Origin of the sequence: Parafilimonas terrae (assembly GCF_900115755.1) — a bacterium.
GTDB classification, from domain to species: domain Bacteria; phylum Bacteroidota; class Bacteroidia; order Chitinophagales; family Chitinophagaceae; genus Parafilimonas; species Parafilimonas terrae.
In genome coordinates this window covers 175,330-200,830 of record NZ_FOXQ01000004.1, presented here as the reverse complement: position 1 = coordinate 200,830, position 25,501 = coordinate 175,330, and the positions used below count along the sequence as shown (strand labels likewise).

Annotated in this window: 22 protein-coding genes and 1 tRNA gene; 9 read left to right on the top strand and 14 right to left on the bottom strand. The window is 38.2% G+C overall.

The features are described from left to right. The first annotated feature begins 75 nt into the window (after positions 1 to 75). Together accD and smpB are read left to right on the top strand one after the other, a co-directional pair. Positions 76 to 1,005, top strand: a complete 930-nt coding sequence (gene accD, locus BM015_RS08870) for an acetyl-CoA carboxylase, carboxyltransferase subunit beta (RefSeq protein WP_090657444.1) — start codon at positions 76 to 78, stop codon at positions 1,003 to 1,005. 152 nt (positions 1,006 to 1,157) lie between these two features. Beyond that, positions 1,158 to 1,598 carry an SsrA-binding protein gene (gene smpB, locus BM015_RS08865; RefSeq protein ID WP_090657442.1) on the top strand — a complete coding sequence of 147 codons (441 nt, stop codon included), beginning with the start codon at positions 1,158 to 1,160 and terminating at the stop codon, positions 1,596 to 1,598. 232 nt (positions 1,599 to 1,830) lie between these two features. Here smpB and acpS read toward each other — a convergent pair whose 3' ends face one another. The 8 genes from acpS to alaS all read right to left on the bottom strand — a co-directional run bounded on the left by acpS (position 1,831) and on the right by alaS (position 14,385). Then, a complete protein-coding gene (acpS, locus tag BM015_RS08860; RefSeq protein ID WP_090657440.1) occupies positions 1,831 to 2,205 on the bottom strand; it encodes a holo-ACP synthase in 375 nt (124 codons plus the stop codon). An 84-nt stretch (positions 2,206 to 2,289) separates the two neighbouring features. Continuing rightward, entirely contained in the window at positions 2,290 to 3,957 is a 1,668-nt protein-coding gene (locus tag BM015_RS08855; protein WP_090657438.1) for a C45 family autoproteolytic acyltransferase/hydrolase, read from the bottom strand. Next, a complete protein-coding gene (locus tag BM015_RS08850; RefSeq protein ID WP_090657436.1) occupies positions 3,950 to 5,461 on the bottom strand; it encodes a phytoene desaturase family protein in 1,512 nt (503 codons plus the stop codon). The genes BM015_RS08855 and BM015_RS08850 overlap by 8 nt, the downstream gene beginning before the upstream one ends. Continuing rightward, entirely contained in the window at positions 5,454 to 9,347 is a 3,894-nt protein-coding gene (locus BM015_RS08845; RefSeq protein WP_090657434.1) for a 1-acyl-sn-glycerol-3-phosphate acyltransferase, read from the bottom strand. Before BM015_RS08845 ends, BM015_RS08850 begins: the two co-directional genes overlap by 8 nt. A gap of 9 nt (positions 9,348 to 9,356) precedes the next feature. Further along, the gene (locus BM015_RS08840) at positions 9,357 to 10,556 is read right to left on the bottom strand and encodes a DUF2062 domain-containing protein (RefSeq protein ID WP_090657433.1); all 1,200 of its coding nucleotides are present in this window, start codon (positions 10,554 to 10,556) and stop codon (positions 9,357 to 9,359) included. A gap of 113 nt (positions 10,557 to 10,669) precedes the next feature. After that, complete coding sequence (locus BM015_RS08835; protein WP_090657431.1) at positions 10,670 to 11,179, bottom strand: GNAT family N-acetyltransferase; 510 nt, start codon at positions 11,177 to 11,179, stop codon at positions 10,670 to 10,672. Next, positions 11,180 to 11,395 (bottom strand): type II toxin-antitoxin system HicB family antitoxin, encoded by a 216-nt coding sequence (locus BM015_RS08830; protein ID WP_090657428.1) that lies wholly within the window; start codon positions 11,393 to 11,395, stop codon positions 11,180 to 11,182. 278 nt (positions 11,396 to 11,673) lie between these two features. Continuing rightward, the gene (alaS, locus tag BM015_RS08820) at positions 11,674 to 14,385 is read right to left on the bottom strand and encodes an alanine--tRNA ligase (RefSeq protein ID WP_090657426.1); all 2,712 of its coding nucleotides are present in this window, start codon (positions 14,383 to 14,385) and stop codon (positions 11,674 to 11,676) included. 567 nt (positions 14,386 to 14,952) lie between these two features. Here alaS and BM015_RS08815 point away from each other — a divergent pair. The 4 genes from BM015_RS08815 (at position 14,953) to BM015_RS08800 (ending at position 18,082) form a co-directional block, all read left to right on the top strand. Further along, entirely contained in the window at positions 14,953 to 15,924 is a 972-nt protein-coding gene (locus tag BM015_RS08815; RefSeq protein ID WP_090657424.1) for a M23 family metallopeptidase, read from the top strand. A 25-nt stretch (positions 15,925 to 15,949) separates the two neighbouring features. Then, complete coding sequence (locus tag BM015_RS08810; RefSeq protein ID WP_090657422.1) at positions 15,950 to 16,465, top strand: DUF937 domain-containing protein; 516 nt, start codon at positions 15,950 to 15,952, stop codon at positions 16,463 to 16,465. Between the two features lie 770 nt (positions 16,466 to 17,235). Continuing rightward, positions 17,236 to 17,727, top strand: a complete 492-nt coding sequence (locus BM015_RS08805) for a hypothetical protein (RefSeq protein ID WP_090657420.1) — start codon at positions 17,236 to 17,238, stop codon at positions 17,725 to 17,727. Beyond that, the gene (locus BM015_RS08800) at positions 17,717 to 18,082 is read left to right on the top strand and encodes a type II toxin-antitoxin system PemK/MazF family toxin (RefSeq protein ID WP_090657418.1); all 366 of its coding nucleotides are present in this window, start codon (positions 17,717 to 17,719) and stop codon (positions 18,080 to 18,082) included. Before BM015_RS08805 ends, BM015_RS08800 begins: the two co-directional genes overlap by 11 nt. 183 nt (positions 18,083 to 18,265) lie before the next feature. Here the strand turns inward: BM015_RS08800 and BM015_RS08795 are convergent. After that, positions 18,266 to 18,339, bottom strand: a tRNA-Arg gene (locus tag BM015_RS08795). Positions 18,340 to 18,428: 89 nt separating this feature from the next. On the opposite strand from BM015_RS08795, the gene BM015_RS08790 reads away from it, so the two are divergent. From BM015_RS08790 to mutS, 3 genes are all read left to right on the top strand, one after another. Next, the gene (locus BM015_RS08790) at positions 18,429 to 19,019 is read left to right on the top strand and encodes a YfiT family bacillithiol transferase (protein WP_245751320.1); all 591 of its coding nucleotides are present in this window, start codon (positions 18,429 to 18,431) and stop codon (positions 19,017 to 19,019) included. Between the two features lie 156 nt (positions 19,020 to 19,175). After that, complete coding sequence (locus BM015_RS08785) at positions 19,176 to 19,760, top strand: NUDIX hydrolase (protein ID WP_090657415.1); 585 nt, start codon at positions 19,176 to 19,178, stop codon at positions 19,758 to 19,760. A gap of 116 nt (positions 19,761 to 19,876) precedes the next feature. Then, positions 19,877 to 22,477 (top strand): DNA mismatch repair protein MutS, encoded by a 2,601-nt coding sequence (gene mutS, locus BM015_RS08780; protein WP_090657414.1) that lies wholly within the window; start codon positions 19,877 to 19,879, stop codon positions 22,475 to 22,477. Between the two features lie 7 nt (positions 22,478 to 22,484). Here the strand turns inward: mutS and BM015_RS08775 are convergent, their stop codons facing one another. The 5 genes from BM015_RS08775 to BM015_RS21825 form a co-directional block, all read right to left on the bottom strand. Then, positions 22,485 to 22,949, bottom strand: a complete 465-nt coding sequence (locus BM015_RS08775; RefSeq protein ID WP_143075805.1) for a hypothetical protein — start codon at positions 22,947 to 22,949, stop codon at positions 22,485 to 22,487. Then, positions 22,942 to 23,829, bottom strand: coding sequence for a TIGR01777 family oxidoreductase (locus BM015_RS08770; RefSeq protein ID WP_218148460.1), 888 nt, complete (start codon positions 23,827 to 23,829; stop codon positions 22,942 to 22,944). The genes BM015_RS08775 and BM015_RS08770 overlap by 8 nt, the downstream gene beginning before the upstream one ends. Before the next feature lie 2 nt (positions 23,830 to 23,831). Then, entirely contained in the window at positions 23,832 to 24,269 is a 438-nt protein-coding gene (locus tag BM015_RS08765; RefSeq protein ID WP_143075804.1) for a hypothetical protein, read from the bottom strand. A gap of 13 nt (positions 24,270 to 24,282) precedes the next feature. Beyond that, positions 24,283 to 24,789 carry a GbsR/MarR family transcriptional regulator gene (locus tag BM015_RS08760; protein ID WP_090657406.1) on the bottom strand — a complete coding sequence of 169 codons (507 nt, stop codon included), beginning with the start codon at positions 24,787 to 24,789 and terminating at the stop codon, positions 24,283 to 24,285. A 302-nt stretch (positions 24,790 to 25,091) separates the two neighbouring features. Beyond that, entirely contained in the window at positions 25,092 to 25,463 is a 372-nt protein-coding gene (locus BM015_RS21825; RefSeq protein WP_245751318.1) for a hypothetical protein, read from the bottom strand. Between the last annotated feature and the right edge of the window lie 38 nt (positions 25,464 to 25,501).

The window sequence follows — 25,501 nt, the reverse complement described above, 5'->3', positions numbered from 1 at the left end:
ATTAAAAGACATAACTTGCATGGCGGGTGAAATCTTAACAAAGGTTTTCCCGCCATTTTACGCTTATTATAGTTTATGGCAGAACTTAACGATGAACTTAGTGAATCGCTTTCCGGTGAAGAAAGTTCTAAAGAGGAAACAGGCGGCAGCGAAACAAAAGAGAAATGGTACAAGCGTTTGCGCAAAGGCATAACTACGTCCACTTCCGAAAAAAGGGAAATGCCCGAAGGTTTATGGAGCAAATGCCCTGAATGCCACTACATCTGTACTACCAGCGAACTCAAAGAAAACTTATACGTTTGTCCAAAATGCAATTACCATCACCGCATAGGCAGTGAAGATTATTTTGAGATATTATTCGACAATAAAAAATATACCGAGCTTTTTGATAACATTCAAAGCATAGATTTCCTGGGTTTTACCGATTTAAAGCCCTACCAGAAAAGGCTTGATGAAATTCACTCCAAAACAAATCTTAAGGACAGTATGCGTGTTGCCGTAGGCGACATAAACAGTATTGAATTAGTGGTGGCCTGTATGGATTTTGAATTTATCGGCGGCTCGCTTGGCAGCGTAATGGGTGAAAAATTCAGCCGCGCTGTTGATTATTGCATACAGAATAAGTTGCCCTTCCTGGTAATAAGTAAAAGTGGCGGCGCCCGCATGATGGAAAGTGCTTTCAGCCTGATGCAACTGGCAAAAACGAGCGGTAAATTATCGCAGTTAAGCGATGCGGGTTTGCTTTTTATTTCTTTATTAACCGATCCCACATTCGGCGGCATTTCAGCCAGCTTTGGCATGCTTGGCGACTTTAATATTGCCGAGCCCGGCGCCCTTATTGGTTTTGCCGGCCCGCGTGTAATTAAAGAAACCATTAAAAAAGATTTGCCCGAAGGTTTCCAGCGCAGCGAGTTTTTACTGGAACATGGCTTTCTTGATTTTATTGTTGACCGTAAGGCACTCAAAAGCAAGCTCACCACGCTTATAAATCTTATAGAGCATTAACCATCGTGTAAGTTTTTTAATGCTTCGCATTTTTTATTTTATGATACAGGCTTTTGTATTGCATGGCATCTTCCTTGCGTCGCAACACTTGTGCTGCACTTACAATGGCATCATAAAAAACACCATTTAATCACCTGCACAGCGAAAGACTTATGTCGAAAGAAATGAATAACAGGCAGGCTTATTTTAATTACTACATAGAAGATAAATATGTGGCAGGCATAGTGCTGCTTGGCACCGAAGTGAAAAGCATACGTGAAGGAAAAGTGAGTTTTAACGATGCTTATTGCCTGTTTGATAAGAATGAATTATGGCTGCGTGGTTTATATATTGCCGAGTATAAATTAGGCACCACTAACAATCATATTGCCGTGCATGACAGGAAGCTCCTTTTAACCCAACGCGAACTAAAACGCATACAGGCAAAAATGAAGGAGCGTGGTTTTACGCTCGTTCCGTTGCGCATTTTCTTCAACGAGAAAAGCCTGGTGAAAGTGGAAATAGGTTTGGCAAGAGGCAAAAAAGTACACGATAAAAGAGATTCGTTACGGGAAAAAGATATTAAACGGGAAATAAGCAGGGCGCTTAAATAAAGGGTTTCCAATTTGGCAGATTTTTGTTTTTAGCTACAGATGCACAAATTTTATTTGTGCATCTGTAGCCAATACTCTTACTTTTTTATAATTATTAAGCCTGAAAAAGTTTCAGGACTTCCACAAAACTTTTACTGGTATAAAAAAATAACTCAAACAGATCCTAAATGCAGGTACATGATCCATAAACTATAGCATGGCCCCGCTTATGAAAAGTTTTATCCGGAGAACTTTATTTCTCCACCATCACCACAGCCGTTGCCATTGTTTTCGTATGTGAAAGTGAAACATGAATAGCCGCAATATTCATGGCAGCAATAACATTTACCGTTGCACCGGTAAAATTGAAAAATGGTTTGCCCTTTTCATCATTCAATACTTCCGCTTCATTAATGTGTGTGCCTTCGGGCCAGCCGGTACCCAATGCCTTTGATAAAGCTTCTTTGGCTGCAAGCCTCGCAGCATAGTGCTCATATTTATGCGCCTTGCTTTCACAATAAGCAATTTCATTTGCTGAGAAAACATACTCTTTAAAACTGCTTTGTTTTTCTATGGAAGCAGCGATGCGTTCAACTTCTATAATATCGGTGCCTATGCCAAATATCATTATGATAATTTATGATGGTGAGCTGTGAGTAGCCAGCTATGAGTTAATTTATATTTAAAGAAGGCTTACTATTCATAAACACATTTACAACAATTTTTTCCTGCAAGCTTCTATTTGCTTTTTTATATGTTCTTCTTCCGGCTTTGTAGTTACAACTTTTGTTAATGCAGCTTGATAATAACCCAGTGCTTTTTGCCATTGCTCCTTCTTATAATAATAATCACCGGCTAAAACATAGGCATGATAATATTCCGGGTTGTCTGCAATCATGCTGTCAACGTTTATATTTTTTCCATCTGATAAAAGCTGCGTATAATGCCTGTATTGCACAAAGTTTTTAAACTGTTGCGTTTGTATAAAACTATCAGCAGGAATAGTTGAAGCGCTGTCGTAAATTTCTTTATCTGTTGTCAACCCGTTTAAAGCGAATATTTTGTTCAGGTCGTAACAAACAAATTCACCCAGCATCCACGGTGACGTGGAGACCCAAACTTTTAATTTTTCCGGCTCAAAAACAATGCTGTGATGCGCAATAAACTGGTTCATGGCCCTTTCATTTCCAAGCCCGATATTGGTGTTGTTTAAACCTTCATGGTCTCTTAAAATGGCAATTGTTTTTGCCACCGTATTTTGGCCATTTTGCTGCATTAATTGGGTTAAGCGTTCATAACGGTATGGCGAAGCATTTTCTTTCAACTGCACTTTATTAGCTTCCGAATTTTTTAAAGCATCGCTTTGAAAATGATTGGCACACATTATATAATTCTGTTGCGGATCATATACAGCCAGCGTGTCGGGCGTCTTCTCAATAATCACCGCTTTTTTATCTTCCGCTGAGCCAATTAAAAAAGATTCAGACACAAACATCTTTCTCTTCTTTGCAATTGCAATTGCCTGGTCAATATTTTCAGCGTACTGCAAAATTTCCCTTGCCACCAAAGAAACGGGCGTTGCAGATGAAGTTGGAATTTCTGATTTATCTGCATTAATGGTAACGGTTAACCCTTTATCGTTCATGCCTGAAACAACGCCTATAAATCCGCCCCATGTCACCGACATAAATTTATGCCCCTGCGCAGGATTGCAAAACAGCACAATCTTATTCTTTGCAAAATCATCATTCACATAAAAATCAAAATTTCGGCCAATGATCATGGTGCTGTCCTGGCTCATAGCGCCCCATGTGCCAAACGAAGTGCAACCAACCAATGCCATGTTTTGCAAGGCATGGCCAATATCATGCGCTGCGTGATAATTCAACAAACGGCTGTAATTGCTGCCGATATAATCATATTTATCAGAAGCGGATAATGATACGCCGTATATCTCTTCTTTATATTCTTCCGTAATGTTGTCGGGCAACTTGCGGTTAAACCAACCGATAAAATATTTGAGAAAATGCTGGTAGAATGATGAAGGGATCATCTTATCCAACTGCTCTGCAAAATAATCTTCCTGGCTTTGTATCAATTCTTTGCTGAGTTTGCCATTAATAGCGCCACGGTCAAAAGGCTTGCCTTCAACATACATTTCATACAGGCCCGAATTGCTTTTACGAAACCAGTTATTATTTAAAGTGTAAAAGCTGCTGTCGTGTTGTGTTCTTTGTAATTGAGAAGCGTTTGTATTTGCAATTTTTGGCGGCTTTATATCCGATACCCATACGAGATAAATGGCGAGTAAAACAAACAGCAAAACAATAACGCCAAACACACGCAAAAGCCTTCGTGTAAACCTGTTTGTTTTAAGCATGTTTTATCTTTTTAATTATTTCGTTATTGCCCGTTAATGCTGTTGCCGTAACAATGCCGCTTATGCCTGCGCCTAAAATGCCATGCAGGTTTAAGTTCTGGCCTGTAAGATACAGGTTGGGCAATTTAGTTCGCGGTGATATAAATGTTTTTAATGGTTCTTTATAATCTTTTGCAATGCCATATAAAGAACCATTATCTGTGCCGATATAATCCCTGAAAGAAAGCGGAGTTGAAGTATAATAAGACTGAATGCAATTGCTGAGCGATGGAAATTTTTCGCAGGCAAGATCAATTAATTTTTCTGCTTTTTGTTGTTTGAATGTTTCGTAAGATTCGCCGCGGCTTTGTTCGCATGAATCTGTGTTAAAAGTATCTTTCCATTCAAGCACATCTTCGTAACGCATATAAGTAAAAAGCGTAAGGCCGTTTGCAAATTCTTTATGTTTTGAAGACGGCGTTATAAATAAAGCATAACCCAGCGGCCAGTTATCTTCGGTATAACCTGCCTGGTTCCATAAATATCCTTCTTTGTGATAATAGTAATTGTGCGAATGATATTTGAATGTTCCCGGCTTAAGCACAATGTTTACAATGAAGCAGGAAATAGTATCTTTTAAATTTTGTATGCGGCTTTTATAAGCCTGTTTAAACAGGTTTGTGTGTGTAAGCTCAATTGTTTTTGCCGGGTGCAGGTTGGAAACAAAATATTTTGCAAATAACTTTTTGCCATCGCTTAATTGGGCATACTTTATTTCGCCATCTTCTTCTGCAAGCCTTACTACATCTGCATTACGCATGATGGTCCCACCATTATTACGAATATTTTTTGCTATCAGTTTTGCGATTTGAGAGCCGCCATCAATACATTTCCAGGAGCTTTGTATATAACTGTTCAATATTAATGCATGCACATAAAAAGGCGTTTTGTTACCAACACCCGCATATAAAAGATTATTGCCTGCGAGCACAGCCTGCAGCTTTTTATTGTTGGTAAGCGATGCAATAAAAGTTTCTGTGTCTATATCCAGTACGCTTTGCTTTTCTTCCAGCCCACCTTTTTCATCAAGATTATATAAAGGGAATTTTGTGCAAACGCCTTGTATCGCATCGCAATACTTTTTAATGGCTTCTTTTTCCCGGAGGAAATATGCTGAAAGTTTTTCTGTAAAATTATCATAGCCCTGCGCCAGCGCATATTCATTATTATCGTTGCTGATGATGATTTTGTCAAATGCATCGTCATCCATGCGTTCCAGTTTCAGCTTATCCATTATGCCGAGGTATTGAAAAAGCTGGTAAAGGTTTTGCCCCTTTTCAAGCCCGCCAATATAATGCACACCTGAGTCAAATATTACTTTATCCCTCGCATACGTTTGAAGGCAGCCGCCTATTTGCCTGTTCTTTTCAAGAACGCAAACTTTATAACCTTCTCTGGAAAGCAGATCCCCGCAAACAAGCCCACCCATGCCGCTGCCGATTATTATGATATCAAATTCATTCATCACTATTGTTTACAGTAACTGTATTTATATTTTTTGAAGCAGGCTCATTTCTTTTTAAAACATACATAACATTCGAAGTGTATTTAGAATTTTCAACAGTAACGCAACTCATGTTGTTCAATGTGGCTGTTTCCTTAACCAGTTGCTCAGAGAAAAAGCTAAGGCTGTTGCCCGACGTTTTATTAAAGCCAATAAATTTTGTTGAAAAGAACTCTGAAAGCTTTGTATAAAAATGACGGCTTTTTATATCTGTATTCGCATCGCGGATAAGCAACATGCCATCATCATTTAAACTGTCACAACAATCTTTTATCAATTTTTTTTGAGCAGGCGCATCAAGATAATGCAACACATCGCTCATAATAATGGCGTCATATTTTTCAAACGTAAATGTTGATGCATCGGCAGCAATGAAATTGATATTTTCATCTTTACTGAAACAATTATTCGCTACTGCTATTTTTTCATCATCATAATCAACGCCGGTTATAACCCGGTGTTCTGAAGCAAAGTATAAAGCATAATCCATAAAACCGTAACCGCAGCCAATATCCAATATCTTTCCTTTTTTTGGAACAAGCGAATTTATCAGTTCATAATATTTTTCAAGCCTGAATTTTATACGCATGTACCATTCAAGCACAGGGCCTTTGTAAATATAATTATAGATAAGCTGCTGTTTAAAATGCGCCGGTGTATGATTTTGAATTTTCAGTTCGTTATATGTGTTTTTAAAATAGCGGCTGATGCTTTTTGTTCTTTCATTGTACGTTGTGCCAAATGAAGCGTCGTTGGGTTTTATTCTTGGCAGGAAGGTGAGCGTAACAAGGCCATCTTTCAGAAAGAAATCATTCTTGGTTAACGTATAACCGGTGCCATCAATAACAATGGGTAAAATATCAATGTTCAATTGTTCTGCCAGGTAAAATGCGCCTTTATGAAAGCGCGCTATCTTCCAGTCAACTGATCTTGTTCCCTCTGGAAATATAACGATAGAATAACCATTGTTTACCCTGTCTCTTAATAATTCAATACTGTTTTCAATGCCTTTTGCAACAGGATAATAATCTGCCATTCTTATGGCAATGCCAAATACCGGCGAGTGCCAAACCCATTGATTGGTGAGCAATATAAGTTTTGGGTTAAGCATTGCCGTCCATAAAATATCGAGGAACGATTGATGATTGCAGATGATGACAGCGGGTTTTGAAAAATCTTCTTTTTGCGTATTAACGATTACCTTTTTTATGTTCATCATTATATACGCAACACTCCACACAAATTTTGAAAAAATGATGTGATAGATATATTTTCCTTTCTCTTTGTTGAAAGGGTTAAGCTTAATTAAAACAATGCCAAACGGAATGATAATAATACTTCCTAATGCAAAATAAGTGAAGGCAAATATGGATGATGAAAAGCTCCATAAGGTCCATGGTAAATACTTTTTTTGTGTTCTGTTAGTGATGAGAATATTGAACAGAAAAGGTATTAAAACCTGCGATATTAAAACCACGCAAACAATGCCTGTAACGGAAATAAAAGCGATTGATTTTAATGCAGGATGTTTTGCAAAAATTAAAATGCCAAGCCCTGCAACTGTTGTAATGGCTGATAAAAAAATAGATGATTTAAAGGAGGATAAATTTTTCTTACCTGTTTTATATTGCTGCAATAAACCATCCATGATGAAGATGCTGTAATCATCGCCGAGGCCAAAGATGAGCGCAGATATAATGATATTGATGATATTGAATTCTGTTTTGGTAATGGCCATAATGCCCAATATCCATATCCATGACACGAACATAGGAATGAAGGAGATCAGCGCCAGTTCAATGCGGCCATACGTTACCAGCAACACAACAAATACCAGTAATGATGACATAAGGGCAATGCGGTTAAAATCAGCATTGATGATTGTTGCCATTGTATCGGCGAGATATTGTTTGTCAAGAACGGTTATGTTGTTATTGTTTTCGAATGTTTGATAAACAATCCGTTTGTTTTCCGGCGATACTTTTAAAAGCGTTACCACATTGGCTGCGCCTGGTTTTTCAGTAATGTAATCGTCTAAAAATGTTTTTCTTATTTCCGATAATTCAGCAGGCTGAACCAGGGTGTATTTTTTATTTAGAAGTGTTTTGAAATTTTCAAATGCGGTTGCGGAAAACCCGAGTGCGCTGCCTTCTTTTTCCAATGTTTCAAACAAAAGCTGTTTCTTTTCCGGTGTCCAGTAAGCATTCCATAAAGTAATTCTTTTTTGTTGCAATGAATCAGATATAATTAGGGACGAAACACCCGAAGACTTTTTAATGATATTTTTTTGCTGAAGCGAATCAACAACCGCAGCAAGCTTTTCATTGTTCTGCAAGGCTTCATTCAAATTCTTTCCATCAGCCACAACATATACAGACGTTAAAGAAAACTGGTTAATGGCATCGAGCTTTGCCTGCGCTTCCTTTAAATTATCAGGCATATAATTCACCTGCGTCATATCGGCTTCAAACTGTACATCGCCGGCTTTAAAGGCAAATACAATGGTGAGCAGGCCAATAACAATTAAAAATATTTTATTGCGTTCAGGATGATAAGCGGCCAGTTTATCTATAAATGAATGCCCGTTGCTTTGTGAATGCCTTTCTCTTTTTGATGTAATAAAATGCGGCAAAAAAATAAGCGAACATAAGGCTGCGCCAATTAAGCTGAATGCAGCAAACAAACCAAGGTCTTTTAATATTGCTGATTGTACAAACTGAAGACAAAAGAACCCGCCAATGGTGGTAAAACTGCCGAGCGTTAAAGGAAAAGCAAGATCTTTAATTACAGCTTCAATATTTTGTGCGTGCCGGTAATGATTGAATACGTGTAAAGAATAATTAACTGCAATGCCAAGAATAACGGAGCCTGTGCCCAACGCAATTACAGAAATGGAACCTTTTAAAAAATAGATGACCGCCAGCGAAAACAAGGCGCCATAAACAACAGGAATTAAAACCAGCAGCGGCGCTGATTTTTTTCTGAAATAAAAACCAATAAAAAAAATAAGAAACAGCACGGTAATGCCCTGTGTATATAAAGTGTCTTTTCTTAATTGCTGTGCATTGCCGGCTGCAACAGCCGCCGCTCCAAAATAAGATACATTAATATGATTATTTAGCCTAAGGTTTTGAATAAGGTTGTCTAACCCGGTTAAAAATTTTTCATTCTCACCGGTGTTGGATGAGGGATATTCTGGTGTGATAAAAATTAAAAGATGCTTTTCATCTTTGGTGATTATATAATTATTATAGAGCTGATAATTTTCATCGTATTGTAAATGCTGCACTTTTTTTAAGCCGATAAAAGAAATACCAACCGGGTCGTTGCTAATCATATTCTTTAGCGCAAGCCCGGCCGGAGAAACCAGGGTTTTAAAATCCTGCTGAAGCGTTTGCTGCAAGGCCTTTGGCTGTATAAGGCTGTCGATAGTTGCATAATCTTTTTCATCTAAATAAACCGGCAAATTATTGTTGATGGTATTGAATAACGACAATGCAATATCATCATCTGCCTTATAATTTATTTTGCTTATATAAGGCTGTAATGTTTCATTAATATGTGCAACCAATGTGTCTGCAAAATCAATTAAACTATCCGGCTGTGTAGCGGCTGTATCTTTTAATGAAACCGTTATAACAAGTTTATCTGCAAATTTTGAATTTTGAAAAACCTGGTTCAGTTTTTCTATCTTCTTATCATGCGGTAAAACTTTAGAAATGTCTTCTTCAAAATGAATGTTTGCTGCAAAGAATGCTATGATTGCCAAGCTTGCCAGGAATGAAATAAACAACACCGGCCGGTGTTGTTTCAAATAATAATATATCCTGGTAAACAGTTTTTCCATTCCTTAAACTTACAGGGCGGTCTCGGGTTTGCGTTTAAACACTTTCAGCGCAATAAAAGTGAAAGCGCCAAAAATTAAAGCAGCTATTACTGCCAGTGTAAGACTGCCAAAAATATATTGCTGCAGGTTTTGCGAAATGGTTGCAAGGCCAATGTTTTTACTAAGTTCCATGTGTACTGCATTTTCATTCATCCATAAATTGCCCGCTTTGTAACTTAAAAAAATAACGAGCGGTATCATCGGCGGGATACTTATATGTGCAGACATTATTACAATCACTTTATTCAGCCTGAATAACATGGATAAAAAGATAGCACAAACCAGTTGAAACCCCCATATTGGCACTATGCCCATAAATACACCAAATGCAACAGAAAGCGCTTTAACGCTGTCGGGCTCGCCGGGGTTTAAAAAGTGATCATTGTAAATATCAATCCAGAATTTTTTTTTAAATATGTTCCTGAAAAAATCACGCGGCTTTATATATAAAAAGGCAATAAAAACAAGCAGTGTATTCAGTATGCTTATTCTTGTAAAATCTTTAAACGGCCTGAAGTGTGAAACCCTTGTTTCCTTTGGTGCATAATAAACAGAAACCGGCACCGGTTCAATCTTTATTCCTTTCCATGCACTGCGCACCAGCACTTCAATTTCAAATTCATATTTGCGTGTTATGAATTTCATTTTGTTCAATGGTAATAAAGGATATAACCTGTAACCGGATTGTGTGTCGGGCGCATTTATACCTGTTTCAACCTTAAACCAGAAATTGGAAAATTTATGCCCGAAGCTGCTTTTGCCCGGCACAGAACTTTGGTCCATGTTTCTTGCGCCGATAATAATAGTATCATCATTCAGCGTTTCAAGCTTATCAATAAAAACAGGAATATCTTTTGCAAAATGCTGCCCGTCTGAATCTATGGTGATGGCATGTTGATAGCCGAGAGCAACTGCCTGTTTCAAACCTTTTCTTAATGCCCAGCCTTTGCCAATATTTTTTTTATAGCTGATGATATGAATGGATGGAAAAACGGCAAGGATATTTTCTGTTTCGTCAGTTGAACCGTCGTTTATAACAATGATATTATTGGTAAACGCTGAAACATCTGCAATAATGCTACCCAGCGTTTTTGCATTGTTGTAAGTTGGAATGATTACACAAACACGATGCATGTCAATTTTTTCACTGTAAGCCTGCTCCACATTCATAATTGTGTGTTGAGAATTGCAAGGATACAAATTTAATCTTTACGGCTGTATGGGCAGGGGATGTATTGATGATTGATTATTGCGGGTTGTGTAAAAACTGCTTTAAAACTTCCTCATGTAGTATTTATCCGGTATTTTTTTACCATCAGCCCATCAGCGTCCATTACATTTTCGAGGTATTGCATACCGCATTTTTCCATGATCTTCCACGACGCAATATTTTCCGGCAAAGCCTTGGCAAAAATGGCGGGCAGTTTTAAAATATCCCGGCCATAATCAATCATAGCTTTCGCAGCCTCATAACCATAACCCTTGCCCCAATATGCTTCTTTTAACTGGTAGCCCATATCGGTTTCATCTAATTCGGGCATATATTTTAAACCGCCTGTGCCAATAAATTCATGATCCTGTTTTAAATGAATGGCCCATCTGCCATAACCATAAGTTTTGTAATGCGGAAGGATTCTTTTATGCAGTTCCTGCAGTATGTTTTCAATTGTTGGCGCCGGCCTGTGCATGTATTTTGTAACGTTGGGATTGCTGTCGAGGCCAAGCAATAATGCAACATCTTCTTCAGTTAATTTTCTGAAATATAAACGCGCTGATTGAAAGATGATGTTCATTTATGCGTACATCAATTTGCCTTTTGGCCGGGGAATTTCTCTTCCCATTTCTTTTGCGGTTTCAATCCATTCTCCAATAATTACCTCAATATTAGATAGCGTTTCGCTATATGTTTTTCCATCAGCCATGCAGCCTGGAAGTTCAGGCACCTCAGCGATATAGCAACTATCTCCATTACTCCAGTAGATGATTATTTCATATTTAAAGTCGTTCATCAGGAATCAGTTTATATTTAACTAAAAGTGCCCTTACCTGCTTTACCTGGTAAGGTTTCGCATACTTGCCCAAAGGTTGGAGGTTGATAATTTCATCAACACCTTGTTTCGTAAAGATATGATGACTTCCTTTAATTCTAAGCTAAAGTCAAGCTGCGAGAGTATTTTAACCAATTCATCAAACTCAAAATTTTTGTCAAGATTTCCTGAAAGCAATTTTAATATGAGTCTATTGAATTTACTCACGGTAAAATTTTTTTTAAATATGTTTTAATATTTTACAATAAATTCTTCACTACTTCAATTACCTTATCCAGGTTACTTGCATCCTGCCCGCCGGCTGTAGCTAATGTTTTCTGGCCACCGCCGCCGCCCTTAATTAACGGAGCAATATTTTGTTTGATGATTTTGCCGGCATCTAAATTTTTATCAGCAGCAATTTTATCATCTATGATGATGGCAACGGATACTTTACCGCTGATGTTGGAAACAAGTGTAACCACATAATCAGCAAGCTGCAGTTTAAGTTCGAAACATAATTTCTTCAACGCATCAGCATTGCTTACTTCCACCTTTTCGCCTATAAAGCTTACGCCATTTATAGTTTGCACTTTTTGCAGCAATTCGTTTTTGATGGATTGCAATTGTTTTGCTTCAAAACTTTCTATTTGTTTTTTCTGCTCTGTATTTTCCGAGCTTAAAGTTTCAATAGCTTTTAAAATATCTTTTGGATTTTTTAAGGCTTCGCGAACAGAAGCCAGTTGCTGAAACTGTTGTTGTATAAGGTTTTCAGCCGGTTTCCCAGCAACCGCTTCAATGCGGCGAACGCCTGCGGCAACAGATGTTTCCAGTTTTATTTTAAAGAAACCAAGTTCACCGGTCGCGCCAACATGCGTGCCGCCGCAAAGCTCAACAGAATAGTTGGGGTCGATAATAACAACACGAACAATATCGCCATATTTCTCACCAAACAGCGCCATAGCGCCCAATTTCAAAGCTTCATCCTTTGGCATTTCTTTGATGATAACCGGAATGTTTTCGCGAATTTTTTCATTCACAATGGCTTCCGCTTTTGCAATTTCTTCATCAGTCATTTTGGCGAAATGCGAAAAGTCGAAACGCAGGTGTTCTGCATTTACCAAACTGCCTTTTTGCTGCACATGTGTTCCTAAAACCTGGCGCAAAGCCGCATGCAATAAATGCGTGGCGCTGTGATGGGCTGCGGTTTGTTTACGTTTTGTAACATCAACTTTGGCAATCAGTTCTTCATTTATATTTTCTGGCAGTGAATCCGTAAAGTGGATGATGAGGTTGTTTTCTTTTTTGGTGTCCCTCACCCCCAGCCCCTCTCCACAGGTGGAGAGGGGAGCCAAAACTCCTGTATCTCCAACCTGTCCGCCGCTTTCGGCGTAAAAAGGTGTGGCTTCCAAAACAATTTGGTATTGTTCTTTGCCTTTGGCCTTTACTTTCCGGTACTTTACAATTCTGGTTTTTACTTCAAGTGAATCATAGCCAACAAATTCGTTTTGTGAAAATTCATCACCCACAATAACCCAGTCTTCCGTATCAATTGCTGTGGCTGCGCGGGAACGGTGCTTTTGTTGCTGCAATGCCTGATTGAAACCATCAATATCAACAGTCCAGCCTTTTTCTTTCGCCATTAATTCAGTAAGATCGATTGGGAAACCATAAGTATCATTTAATTCAAAAGCAAATACTCCATTAATAATTTTCTTATCGGCTCCTTCCAATATTTTGTTGTTTTTTAAAATGGTTTCTTTTTTAGTAGAATTTTCTTCTGAAAAGTAGTCGGGTATATATTCAGAATCTTCAATGTAAGCATCAAATTTTTTTATCCCTTTTTCTAATGTTTTCAAGAACGCATCTTCTTCTTCCTTTATGACCTTTGTTACAAAATCTTCCTGCTTCTTCAATTCAGGGAAAACATGTTCAAACTGTTTTGCAATTACCGGTAACAATTGAAATAATAATGGCTGCTTATAATCCAGGTAAGAATAATAATAACGAACAGCCCTGCGCAAAATTCTTCTTATAACATAACCGGCGCCGGTATTGGAAGGCAACTGCCCATCAGCAATTGTAAAACTGATAGCGCGAATATGGTCACTTAACACACGAAAGGCAACGGCTTCTTTACTATCGCTGTAATCATATTTTTTGTTGACAATGTTTTCTATGGCATTGATTGTACCGGTAAAAACATCTGTATCGTAATTACTTTGTTTGCCTTGCAGCACACGCACCAAACGTTCAAAGCCCATTCCTGTATCCACATGTTTCTGCGGTAATGGTTCAAGGCTGCCATCTTTTAAACGGTTGAATTGAATGAATACATTATTCCAAATCTCAATAACCTGCGGGTTATCGGCATTCACCAAAGTTTTGCCGTCAACCGCTTTTCTTTCTTCATCGCTGCGGCCATCATAATGAATTTCGGTGCAGGGGCCGCAGGGGCCGGTATCGCCCATTTCCCAGAAATTATCTTTCTTATTGCCCATTAAAATGCGCTCTCCGGCAATATGTTTTTTCCATTCATTAAAAGCCTCATCGTCTTTGGGCAGTCCTTCTGCTGAATCGCCTTCAAAAACGGTAACGTATAAACGGTCTTTATCAATTTTATACACTTCCGTCAGCAATTCCCAGCTCCAGGCAATGGCTTCGGCTTTAAAATAATCCCCAAAACTCCAATTGCCCAGCATTTCAAACATGGTGTGGTGATAGGTATCAACGCCCACTTCCTCCAGGTCGTTGTGCTTACCGCTTACCCGAAGGCATTTTTGCGTATCGGCAACGCGTTTATAAGGCGCCTGTTTGTTGCCGAGAAAATAATCTTTAAACTGGTTCATGCCCGCATTGGTGAACATGAGCGTGGGGTCGTTTTTTATAACGATGGGAGCAGAGGGAACAATTTCGTGCCCTTTATTTTTAAAAAAATCAAGAAAAGCCCGGCGTATATCTGAAGAAGTCATATATAGTAAATATTAAGAGAAATTCGCTTATAATTTAATGTGAGCCTGGAATAACCCAAGCCTTCAGGCCTCGGGGTAAAAGAAGCGTTTTATAACTGGCTTTAGTCTAAGCATCCACAGAATCACTTTGGCTAAGCCAGTTAAAACCCAACCATTTAACCCAATGCTTTAGCATTGGGTTAATTAAAAAAACGTTATTCCGGGCTCACATTAATTTAATAAAGCGGCAAATATAAACGTTTAAAATATCTGCGTATTTTGAAGGAGTAATGAATAGCGAATTGAAACATATTGGCAACGGTGATAAAGAAATAGAAGAAATTATAGATTATATTAAGGTTGAGAAAACATTCAGCCAGTTACCAAAGCATTGAGCTTCCTGTATTTTTACAATTTATTTGGGCTGATAAAATATACCTTTGGCCGCCTTCATTATTTTTAAGCAATAAGGGCAAGGACTTGCAAGCGGATAGCCGCCACTGCATCCGGGAATTTACAGTAAAGCTGGTTGCCCATAAATAAATAACTTAGCAGCGCTAATGATTGTGCCCTGCGGCTTTTATTTAAATGAAAAAAATAAAATATTACTTCGATACGCATACCCTGCGCTATGAAAAGCTTATTACACCACTCAGGGTAAAACTATTACGGGTGTTTGCTTTTATTGCAACGGCCATTGTTACGGCGGCATTGATTGTAATAATTGCTTTTAAATATATCGACTCACCCAAAGCCATTATGCTGGAGCAGCAGAATGAAGACCTTCGGAATAATTATGCCATGATACAGCAGCGGGTAAATACGCTGCAACAGCAAATGAACGAACTGCTGAACCGCGATAATAATGTTTACCGTTCCATATTTGAATCTTCGCCCATACCCGACAGCGCCCGCATGAAGGCTATGGAAAAAGTAAAAGAGGTGCAACTGGTTTCCGGGCTGGGAGAGGATGAGCTTTTAAATAGTATCGGCTCACAATTGAACCGCTTAACACTTCTGGTAACTTATCAGCAAAAAAGTTTCAATGATATTGAAGCGATGGTGAAAAACAAGCAGAAGCTGCTGGCTGCCATCCCCGCCATACAACCTGTGAGCAATAAAGATTTAAGGCATGTCGCTTCCGGTTTTGGCACGCGCATCGACCCCGTGTATAAAGTACCGAAATTTCATGCGGGGCTCGATTTTGCTGCTCCATCAGGCACGCCCATTTATGCCACCGCTGATGGTACGGTAACCGAGGCTGGCTATAATGCAGGCGGTTATGGTAATTGTGTGGTTATTAATCATGGTTATGGTTACGAAACTTTATACGGGCACATGTACCGCGTAAAGGCAAAAAGGGGACAGCGTGTAAAAAGGGGGGAGGTGATTGGTTATGTGGGCAGTACCGGCAAAAGCACAGGCCCGCATTGTCATTATGAAGTGCACAGGGGCAAAAATCCTGTTGACCCCGTATATTATTTTTATAATGATCTCACGCCCGAACAATACGACCGACTGCTGAAACTGGCACAAACAGCCAATCAAAGTTTTGATTAATTTTAGAAACTAAAACCAGCTATATATGTTTGAACAATTGCTATCGCTTGTAAAAGAAAATGCAGGCAACGACATTATTAACAATAATGCCATACCTAATGAAAGAAATGACGAAGCTGTGGAAACAGCCACACAGTCAATTTCTGAAACTTTCCAGAACGCCATACAGGGCGGCAACGTAAACGAAGTAATGCAGCTTTTTAATAACGGAGGCGGCAATACTTCTTCCCTGGCGCTTACACAAAACATGCAGGGTAATTTAATTGAAAGGCTGATGCAGAAATTCGGCTTGTCGAATGCGCAGGCCGGCGGCATAGCATCTTCCCTTATACCGATGGTATTAAGCAAGCTTACCCATAAAACGAACGATCCCAATGACGGCAGCTTTGATCTTTCTTCCATATTGAGCCATTTTGGTGGCGGTAATTTTGATGTTGGCTCTGTACTAAGCCAGTTTGGTTTGGGGAATAATAATAATAATGCCAGCGATAACAAAGGCGGCGGGCTGGGAGATGTATTGGGCGGCCTGTTTGGCAAATAATGCTATTGAAAAATAAATGAAGTGAATTGCCCGGCGCGCAGCGCCGGGCAATATTTTTTGTTGTATGCTGATTGTTTGAAAAATGATTTACAACCTCATAAATATTGTATGGCGGAAGTTGATCTGTAAAATAAGAGATTACCGGTTTGCATTTTATCTTTCTTTCTTGTTAGGCACAAAATAAAAAAGCACTTAAAAAATAATTTTTAAGTGCCTGGCTTTCATTGTGACCCCGTCAGGATTCAAACCTGAAACCTTTTGATCCGTAGCACGAAAAACGCTTAATTCATCCGAATCTACTTTAACTCGAATTTCCTCTGAAACCTGTAATTGACTGGCTTCCGGCAGATACCAAACTTTAAAGCATTAAAATTCAAACTCAGACACTACCGAAGATTTAAATTAGCTTTTGTGTTTATGATTTTGATAAGATGAAACTCTGGGCGCATCTGGTTTTTCATTAATTAATGCCACTGTAATCCGTATCTACAAATAATAAAGCCGCGATTAAGCGGCTTACACGGTGGTGCTGTTTCTTATGTGCTTTATTAAGAAATAAGAGATTCTTGGTTATTGATAATTAATCGATTGTGAAAATATGGCATTTTTTCGTAACAATTTTAGTACAAGATTTTGCCACATTTTAGCACCTTATATCACTTTTGATATAACTTTGGATATAGAATTGTTTAAATTATCATATATAACAATTGATATGTTATAGTCATTTTGTCTGTTGCTATTAAATCGTTTCTACTTCAGTAACTAATATGTACGCAATCCCTCTCAATTCAATAATTGCTGATCAATATACTAATATTGATCGTGATGTTAAGTGGTTGAAATTATCAGTTAAGCTCCTGCCAAGGTTTGTTTTGAGGTTCTGGCAAATGAGGTGGTTATTAAAATCATTTTATAATTTATCTTTTCAAATCAAAGGATTACATAAATACATAGCGGATAACTTTGATAATATAAAAGGACGTGATTTAAATGATGTGATTGCTGTTTCCAATAGGTTAGTTGCTCATTTGTCTAAAGTTAAAGGTGAATTAGAAAGTATAGATTCAGAAGAAAAACAGAGATATTCTAAAATACAATTGGCAGAAGCAGCCATAATAGAAAGTCTTGATGATACATACCAAATGTTACGCTTATTGAGACGTGCTAATAAAGCGGTTGAAGGAACAACCAGTGACCTGGCAAGAAGTACATCTCATGTTTCAAGAAGAACATTAGAAAAAGTACTTAATGGCAATTAAACAAAGAGATGTTTATCTATTACCCTTCCCGTTCAATAACGGTACACAACCGCATCCCTTTATTGTCCTTTCCACTTTAAAAGCAAACAATAACGAAGGAACATTTATTGCGGTGATGATTACTTCTTCGAATCACATGGATGATTTTTCATTTCCACTTACAGATGATATGTTTGAAAAAAAGCTACACAAATTAGGTTGTCATGTTCGCATGCATTTACTTACCTTATATGCTGATGATGAAATAATTAATAGTAAAATAAACACTATGAAACCTTATTTCTTCAAACAATTAATGGCTGCTATTGGAGATGCTGTTTTCAATTATGATTTCAAACCGCTTCCTGAAGAATAGTTTTTCTTATAGCTAATGGCTTGAAATGAGGAAAAAGGGATTGCTTTAACGCTTGTTTAGTAAAGCCGGAAAACATTAGGCAGATGGACAAGGTGAATAGGATTTCTTTCATAAAAACAGCTTTGTGTCGCGATTGTAAAATAAAAAAGAGTTACAATTTTCGTAACTCTCTCATTTTCAGTGTGACCCCGTCAGGATTCAAACCTGAAACCTTTTGATCCGTAGTCAAATGCTCTATTCAGTTGAGCTACGGGGCCTGCTTCCCCTTTTGGGGCTGCAAATATAGGTATCTGTAATGAAATTAGAAAAGCCTTCGGCCAAGGTTTTCTAAAACTCTTGTAAAAATGTGACAGAAATATCAGGATATTTACTGCTATTTGCAGGGTTTTATTTTTGTCATTTTTATTTTATGCGCATGGATATACGCTTTCCCATAGGTGAATTTTTACCACAGCCTTTTTCACAAAAGCAAAAAGAAGCGTGGCTTCTTGATATAAAATTTCTGCCGCCGGAGCTAGAGCTGGCCATACAAAACCTGGATGAAGCACAGTTACAAACCCCATACCGTGAAGGCGGGTGGACTGTTCATCAATTGGTTCACCATATTGCCGACAGCCATATAAATGCCTATATGCGTTTCAGGCTTGGGCTTACTGAGAATAACCCAACCATAAAACCTTACGACCAGGATGCCTGGGCGCAGTTGAATGATACAAAAACGCTTCCTATAAATGTGTCGTTAACCTTGTTGCATGCATTGCACCAGCGGCTATACGCAACTATTAAAGAATTGGGCGATGATATATGGGAACGCACTGTTTTTCACCCGGAACATAAAAAGAAAATCAGCCTTTGGGAATTATTGGGCATGTATGCCTGGCATGGCAAACATCATGTGGCGCACATTAAAAACCTGCGGGAGAAAATGGACTGGTAAAGACTGAGCGTTTATCGGTTTAATAGTTCACTTGTTCACAAGTTCACAGTTTTTATTTTAAAGTTGAAGTCATGCCGATATTGAAAAACTTCAGATGAAGTGTTGCCGTATCATAAAACAAATGGCGATAGCTATTTTTACAAAAATTAAATTGATATGAGCAATATTTTAGAGAACAATGAACATTTGAAATGGAAAACTTTATCGTCTGAATATTTATCGCATGCACCCTGGTTTACGGTGCGGAAAGATGTTTGCGAACGGAATGATGGCAAAATTATCAATGATTATTACGTATTTGAATTTCCCGAATGGGCAACGGCTTTTGCCTTAACGGCTGAAGGTAAAATATTGATGACAAAACAATATCGGCAGGCTTTGGGAGAAGTATGCATTGAGCTGCCCGGTGGCTGCGTAGATGCTGCTGATGCATCATATGAAGATGGTATAAAAAGAGAGCTGCTTGAAGAAACCGGCTATGAATTTGATGAAATAAAGCCGCTGGGAAAAATTTCCGCTAACCCGTCTACCAATACAAACCTGATGCACATGTTCCTGGCAACAGGCGGCAGGAAAACAAAAAGCCAGTCACTTGACCCAAATGAAGAAATTGATGTATATGAAATAAGTTTTGATGAACTGATGCAGTTGATTGATGAAAACAAAATCATGCAAAGCATGCATTTAACCACCATCTATTATGCATTAAGAAACCTTGGGAAATTAACATACAATCAATAAGCTTTTTATAGTCTTTATCGCAAGTGGAATTTAGTTGTTATTTGATAAGCAAATGTGCATAAGTTGGCACTTGCATTCACGGTTCACCATTCACGATTGACGTTATATTTGCCGCCATGGCTAAAGGCTCTGACGATACCCCATTAATGCAGCAACATAAGGCGATCAAGCAAAAATATCCTGATGCCATTTTGTTGTTTCGTGTAGGCGATTTTTATGAAACGTTTGGCGCTGATGCCATTACTACTTCACAGGTTTTGGGCATTACTTTAACCAAAAGAAATAATGGTGCTGCAAGCGGCGCCAGTGAGCTTGCAGGTTTCCCGCATCATGCGCTGGATACTTACCTGCATAAACTGGTAAAGGCAGGTTATCGCGTTGCCGTTTGCGACCAGCTGGAAGATCCCAAAGCCGCCAAAGGCATTGTAAAACGCGGTGTGACAGAAATGGTAACGCCCGGCATTGCCACTAATGAAAAACTACTTGAACATAACAGCAATAATTTTTTGGCAGGCATTCATTTCAGCAGCGAAGATGTGTATGGGCTTGCATTCCTTGATATATCCACCGGTGAATTTTTTGTGGCGGAAGGCAACCAGGAATATGCCGATAAGCTGCTGCAAACTTTAAAGCCTGCAGAAGTAATTTACCAGCGCAATAATCAAAAAACATTTAAAGAAAAATTCGGAACGAAATTTTATACCTACACTTTAGATGCGTGGATTTTTGATGAAGCTTTTGCAACAGACAATCTTTTAAAACATTTTCAAACCCATTCCTTAAAAGGTTTTGGAATTGAAAATCTGCATTGCGGCGTTATTGCGGCAGGTGCTGTGCTGCATTATTTAAAGGAAACGGAGCATCCCAATCTTCAGCACATTACCAATATTCAAAGACTGGAAAAAGAAGATTATTTATGGATGGACCGCTTTACCATCCGCAACCTTGAATTATTAAATACAGGCAGTGATGATCAGTTAAGTTTATTAAAAGTATTAGATAATACAGTAAGCCCCATGGGCGCCCGCCTGCTGAAACGCTGGTTGCTGCTGCCTTTGAAAGACATTAATAAAATAAATGAAAGATTAAATGCTGTTGAATATTTGATTCTTCAAACAGATGTGCGCAAACAGTTGCAGCAATTGATAAAACAATGCGGCGATATTGAAAGGCTGGTAAGCCGTATTCCCGGAAAAAAGATTAACCCAAGAGATGTAATGCACCTTGCAAAAGGTTTGCATCATGCTGAACAAATAAAAAAAATATGCAGCAATGCCAATAACGAATATTTAAAAAGATTAGGCGCTGCAATTAACCCATGTAATTATATAGCTGAAAAAATTTTTGATGAAATAACAGAAACGCCGCCGGTTGCAGTAAATAAAGGTGGCGCTATAAAAAACGGTGTTAGCAAAGAACTGGATGAATTGCGCAATATTGCCAGCGGCGGTAAACAGTATCTTATAAATATTCAGCAAAGGGAAACAGAAGAAACGGGTATTACTTCTTTAAAGATCGGTTTCAACAATGTGTTTGGCTATTATCTTGAAGTAACTAACTCACACAAAAATAAAGTGCCTGTTTCCTGGATAAGAAAACAAACGCTTGCCAATGCCGAACGCTATATAACGCCTGAATTAAAAGAATATGAAGAAAAGATAACCGGTGCAGAAGATAAAATTTTGCAGCTTGAAACATTATTATATGATAAGCTCATAACCGAACTGCAGGATTTTATTGCGCCCATTCAAAACAACGGAAGTGTTTTAGCCGTTCTTGATTGCCTGTGCTGCTTTGCACAAAATGCCATTCAATATAATTATAAAAAACCGCAACTGCATGAAGGTTTTGAACTGGAATTAAAGGCCAGCCGCCATCCTGTTATTGAACGGAATTTATCAGCAGGCGAACAATATATTTCAAATGATATTTTGCTCGACCCTTCATCGCAGCAGATCATTATTCTTACCGGGCCCAACATGAGCGGTAAAAGTGCATTACTGCGGCAAACAGCATTGATAACATTGCTCGCACATATTGGAAGTTTTGTTCCGGCAGATGAAGCAAAAATTCCATTGACTGATAAGATTTTTACACGTGTTGGCGCCAGCGATAATTTAAGCGGCGGTGAAAGTACTTTCATGGTAGAGATGAATGAAACGGCAAGTATTATCAATAATATTTCGCAGCGCAGTTTGATATTGCTGGATGAAATTGGCCGCGGAACATCTACGTATGACGGTATTTCCATTGCCTGGAGCATTGCCGAGTTTTTGCATAATTCAGGCTGTGCGCCAAAAACATTGTTTGCCACACACTATCATGAGTTGAATGAACTGGAGGTTAAGTTTTCACGCATTAAAAATTATCATATCACCAATAAAGAAGTTGGTAACAGGATCATCTTTTTAAGGAAACTTGCGCCCGGTGGCAGCACACATAGTTTTGGTATTCATGTAGCAAAAATGGCCGGTATGCCGCCGCAGCTTATTGACCGCGCCAATGATGTTTTAAAACAACTGGAGACGAAGCAGGAGGGAAGCCATAATATCAATACTAAAAAGATTACAGCGCCCCAAATGCAGCTTTCCATTTTTGATGAACATTCCACAACATTTGCTGCTATAAGGGAACTGCTGGAAAACATTGACATCAACCGCTTAACACCTGTTGAAGCGCTGATGAAACTGAATGAGATTAAGGGTTTGCTGAAGTAGGCAAAAATCAGCCAAGAATAAGATAAGCAATAAATGCAAATGCTGCGATAGCATCGGCAATTGGTAAATACTTTATTGTATGCAAACCTGTAAGCCGTATCATTTTTTTATATTGTATAACCATCACATAAAATGCGGCTGCCATATAACAATCATTTAAAATCGCTGGCATGTTATGCATATAGTTTACCAAACATAATGGCGCCATAAGTATTGAATACATTAAACCGATTAAATTGGCGTGAATTAAAAATACAAGTGATTTGTTTTGAAGCGTTGTTGCTAAAACAACGTTTATCATCACAAAGATGAAATGAGAAACCTGGAGTTTTAAAAGTGTTGTATGTATGAAAAAGCTGTTTTCAAATATGCAATAATACTCCGGCACTAACATGAATGTATTAAAACAAAATCCTGCTATTATAAAGAGAAGATTATGTTTAAATGCTTTTGATGGTATGGCTTCATTCATTGATTAAGTTTATCAAGGCATTATCGAGGGAAGGGTATAAAAATGTATAGCCTTCTTTTAATAACCTGTCCGGCAAAACCCATCGGCTTTTAAGTACTAATTCTGTTTCAGTCTTTATTAAAACCGCCCCGATTTTAAGCTGCCATGCGGGTGAAGGCAAACCAATGCTGATATTCATACACCGCCTCAATTTTTGCATAAATATTTTATTGCTAAGCGGGTTAGGAGAGGAGCAATTGAATATGCCATTTAAATTGCTGTGATCTTTTATAAAGAGGATAATGCTGAACAGGTCTTCAATGTGTATCCAGCTAAACATTTGATTACCGCTTCCCTGCCTGCCTCCTAAACCAAAACGAACAAGATTTTGTAAAGGTTTCATAACGCCTTCGTTTTTGCCCAGTGTAATAGCTATTCTCAATAATACCTGCCTTGTATTTTTTAAATGAAAATTGAAAAATGATTTTTCCCATGCTTTGGCCACATCAACTGAAAATCCATTCCCGATCTCTCCTTCAGTTTCTGTCATTGGCCTGTCTTCTGCATGGCGGTAAATGGTTGCCGTGCCTGCATTTATCCAGAGTTTTGGCGGAATAGTACATTGTTGTATGGCTTCGCCCAAAACTTTTGTTGTTTCTGTTCTTGATAAAAGTATTTCGCGTTTATTCTTTTCGTTATATCGGCAATTCACAGATTTACCTGCAAGGTTTATCAGCATTTCTGCATTATTCAAAGCTTCAACTATTGCGGCTACGTTATTCCAGTTTGCAAATTTTTCCTGCCTTGAAATGATAATAACAGTGTAACCAAGCTCTTCAAATTTTGTTTTTAAATAACTGCCGATGAAACCTGTTCCGCCAGCAATAACAATCTTTTTCATGATTAATTTATATAGCGTATAATATTGTTTACAAACAGCAGCAGGAATACAATTGCAAATGTGATGAACAAGGCGTTCATTAAAACTTCGCCTGTTTTAAAAATGAGTTTATCAGGAATCTGGTACATTGGGTAATAGGCAAATTGTGTGGCCACCTTTCCTGTCCAGTAAGCGGCTATTAAACCGGTTAAAGCAATCGCCAGCCCTGTTCCATTTTGTAATTCATCAATTAAAAGAATAGTGATTAAACCAAACGAGAAATTTAATCCCTGGATATACCTGCCATACGTTTTGGCTATTTCCTGGTTTAGCGGTTTTAGTTTTTTAATATCATTATACCAGTCAAAAACAACGTGACGTATATACGGATAGATAAGAGCCGTAAACATTTGACCTATTGCTGCAACGATGATTATAAAATGAGGGATTGAGTATTTCATAAAGAAACATTTTTTATTTAAAGATTTTCAGGAAGCTTCCCCAAAACCAATTTTCTTCAGCCTTTATCATCACGCCCATTATTTTATCTGCCTGCTCTGAGAATTTCTTAATGTTATTCATTGAATCTGCGAATGATTTTATTTCAGGGTTGCGTTTATCGCCTTCCACTTTGCTCAGTTCATCCAGCAGCTTAACCATTGGGTCAAGTTCTCTTTTTTTGCGTTGCTCCATGATATTCATGGCCACTTTCCACATATCTTTTTCTGCGGTGAAATATTCTTTCCTGTCGCCGGGCGCTATTACCTTACGCACCAGGTTCCAGTTCATCAATTCCCTTACATTCATATTGGCATTGCCGCGGCTTATGCTCAATGCAGCCATGATATCGTCAGTGCTCATGTTTTTATCAGAAATGAGCAGCAGTGCATGCACCTGCGCCATGGTACGGTTAATGCCCCATTGCGTTGCCAGTATGCCCCATTGTTCTATAAACTTTTGTTTGGCTTCTGTTATATTCATGATGCAAAGGAAGTAAATATTTTCTGAATTTTCAATAATTATTGAAAATTCAGAAAATAAATTATACTGTAAGAATGATTTAAAGGCGAGTAAACAATATGAGGGTTGCGCTTATTGTCTGCAATTATTGTAATGGCACCTGGTTTTTAGTAGCAGGCGTTTATAGTTGACAGCGACTTCCATTTGTGTTCTATATTTTTTATAAGAAGAGCATTGTCAAATTTTACCGTTGCTTCAGGAAATATCTCTCTGTCTTCAAAAAAACTTGATCTTACATGCTCTACTTCGAGCGGTTTTACCTGTCATTTATAAGTTTCTAATTTTAATCCATCAAAATTTTTCCCGTTTGGAGAATACCCGGTGGAACCTTTTTCAAAAAAAGCTGATGCCTTGTCAAGCGTTTCAAAAATTGAAGTTTTATTTAACTCGCCGGTTAATCTTGCATCAACTTCAACGTAAGTATTATCTGAGCTTTTAAAATCTAAATGAAAGTGGTTATTTCTTTCAACCACATTAAATTTTGCAAAATAATGTTTGCCCGGAAATATTTTTCCGCCTATAAGCGTATTGAGTTTTAGGGATGTATCTCTTCTTGGAATATAAACGCCTTCTTTAATTTCACCGTTATCATTCCATTCAACTGGAATACTGTGTGCCCCGTTTTCTGAATTCACGCCAGTAAAACCCGGGAATCCTTTTGGCTTAATATTTT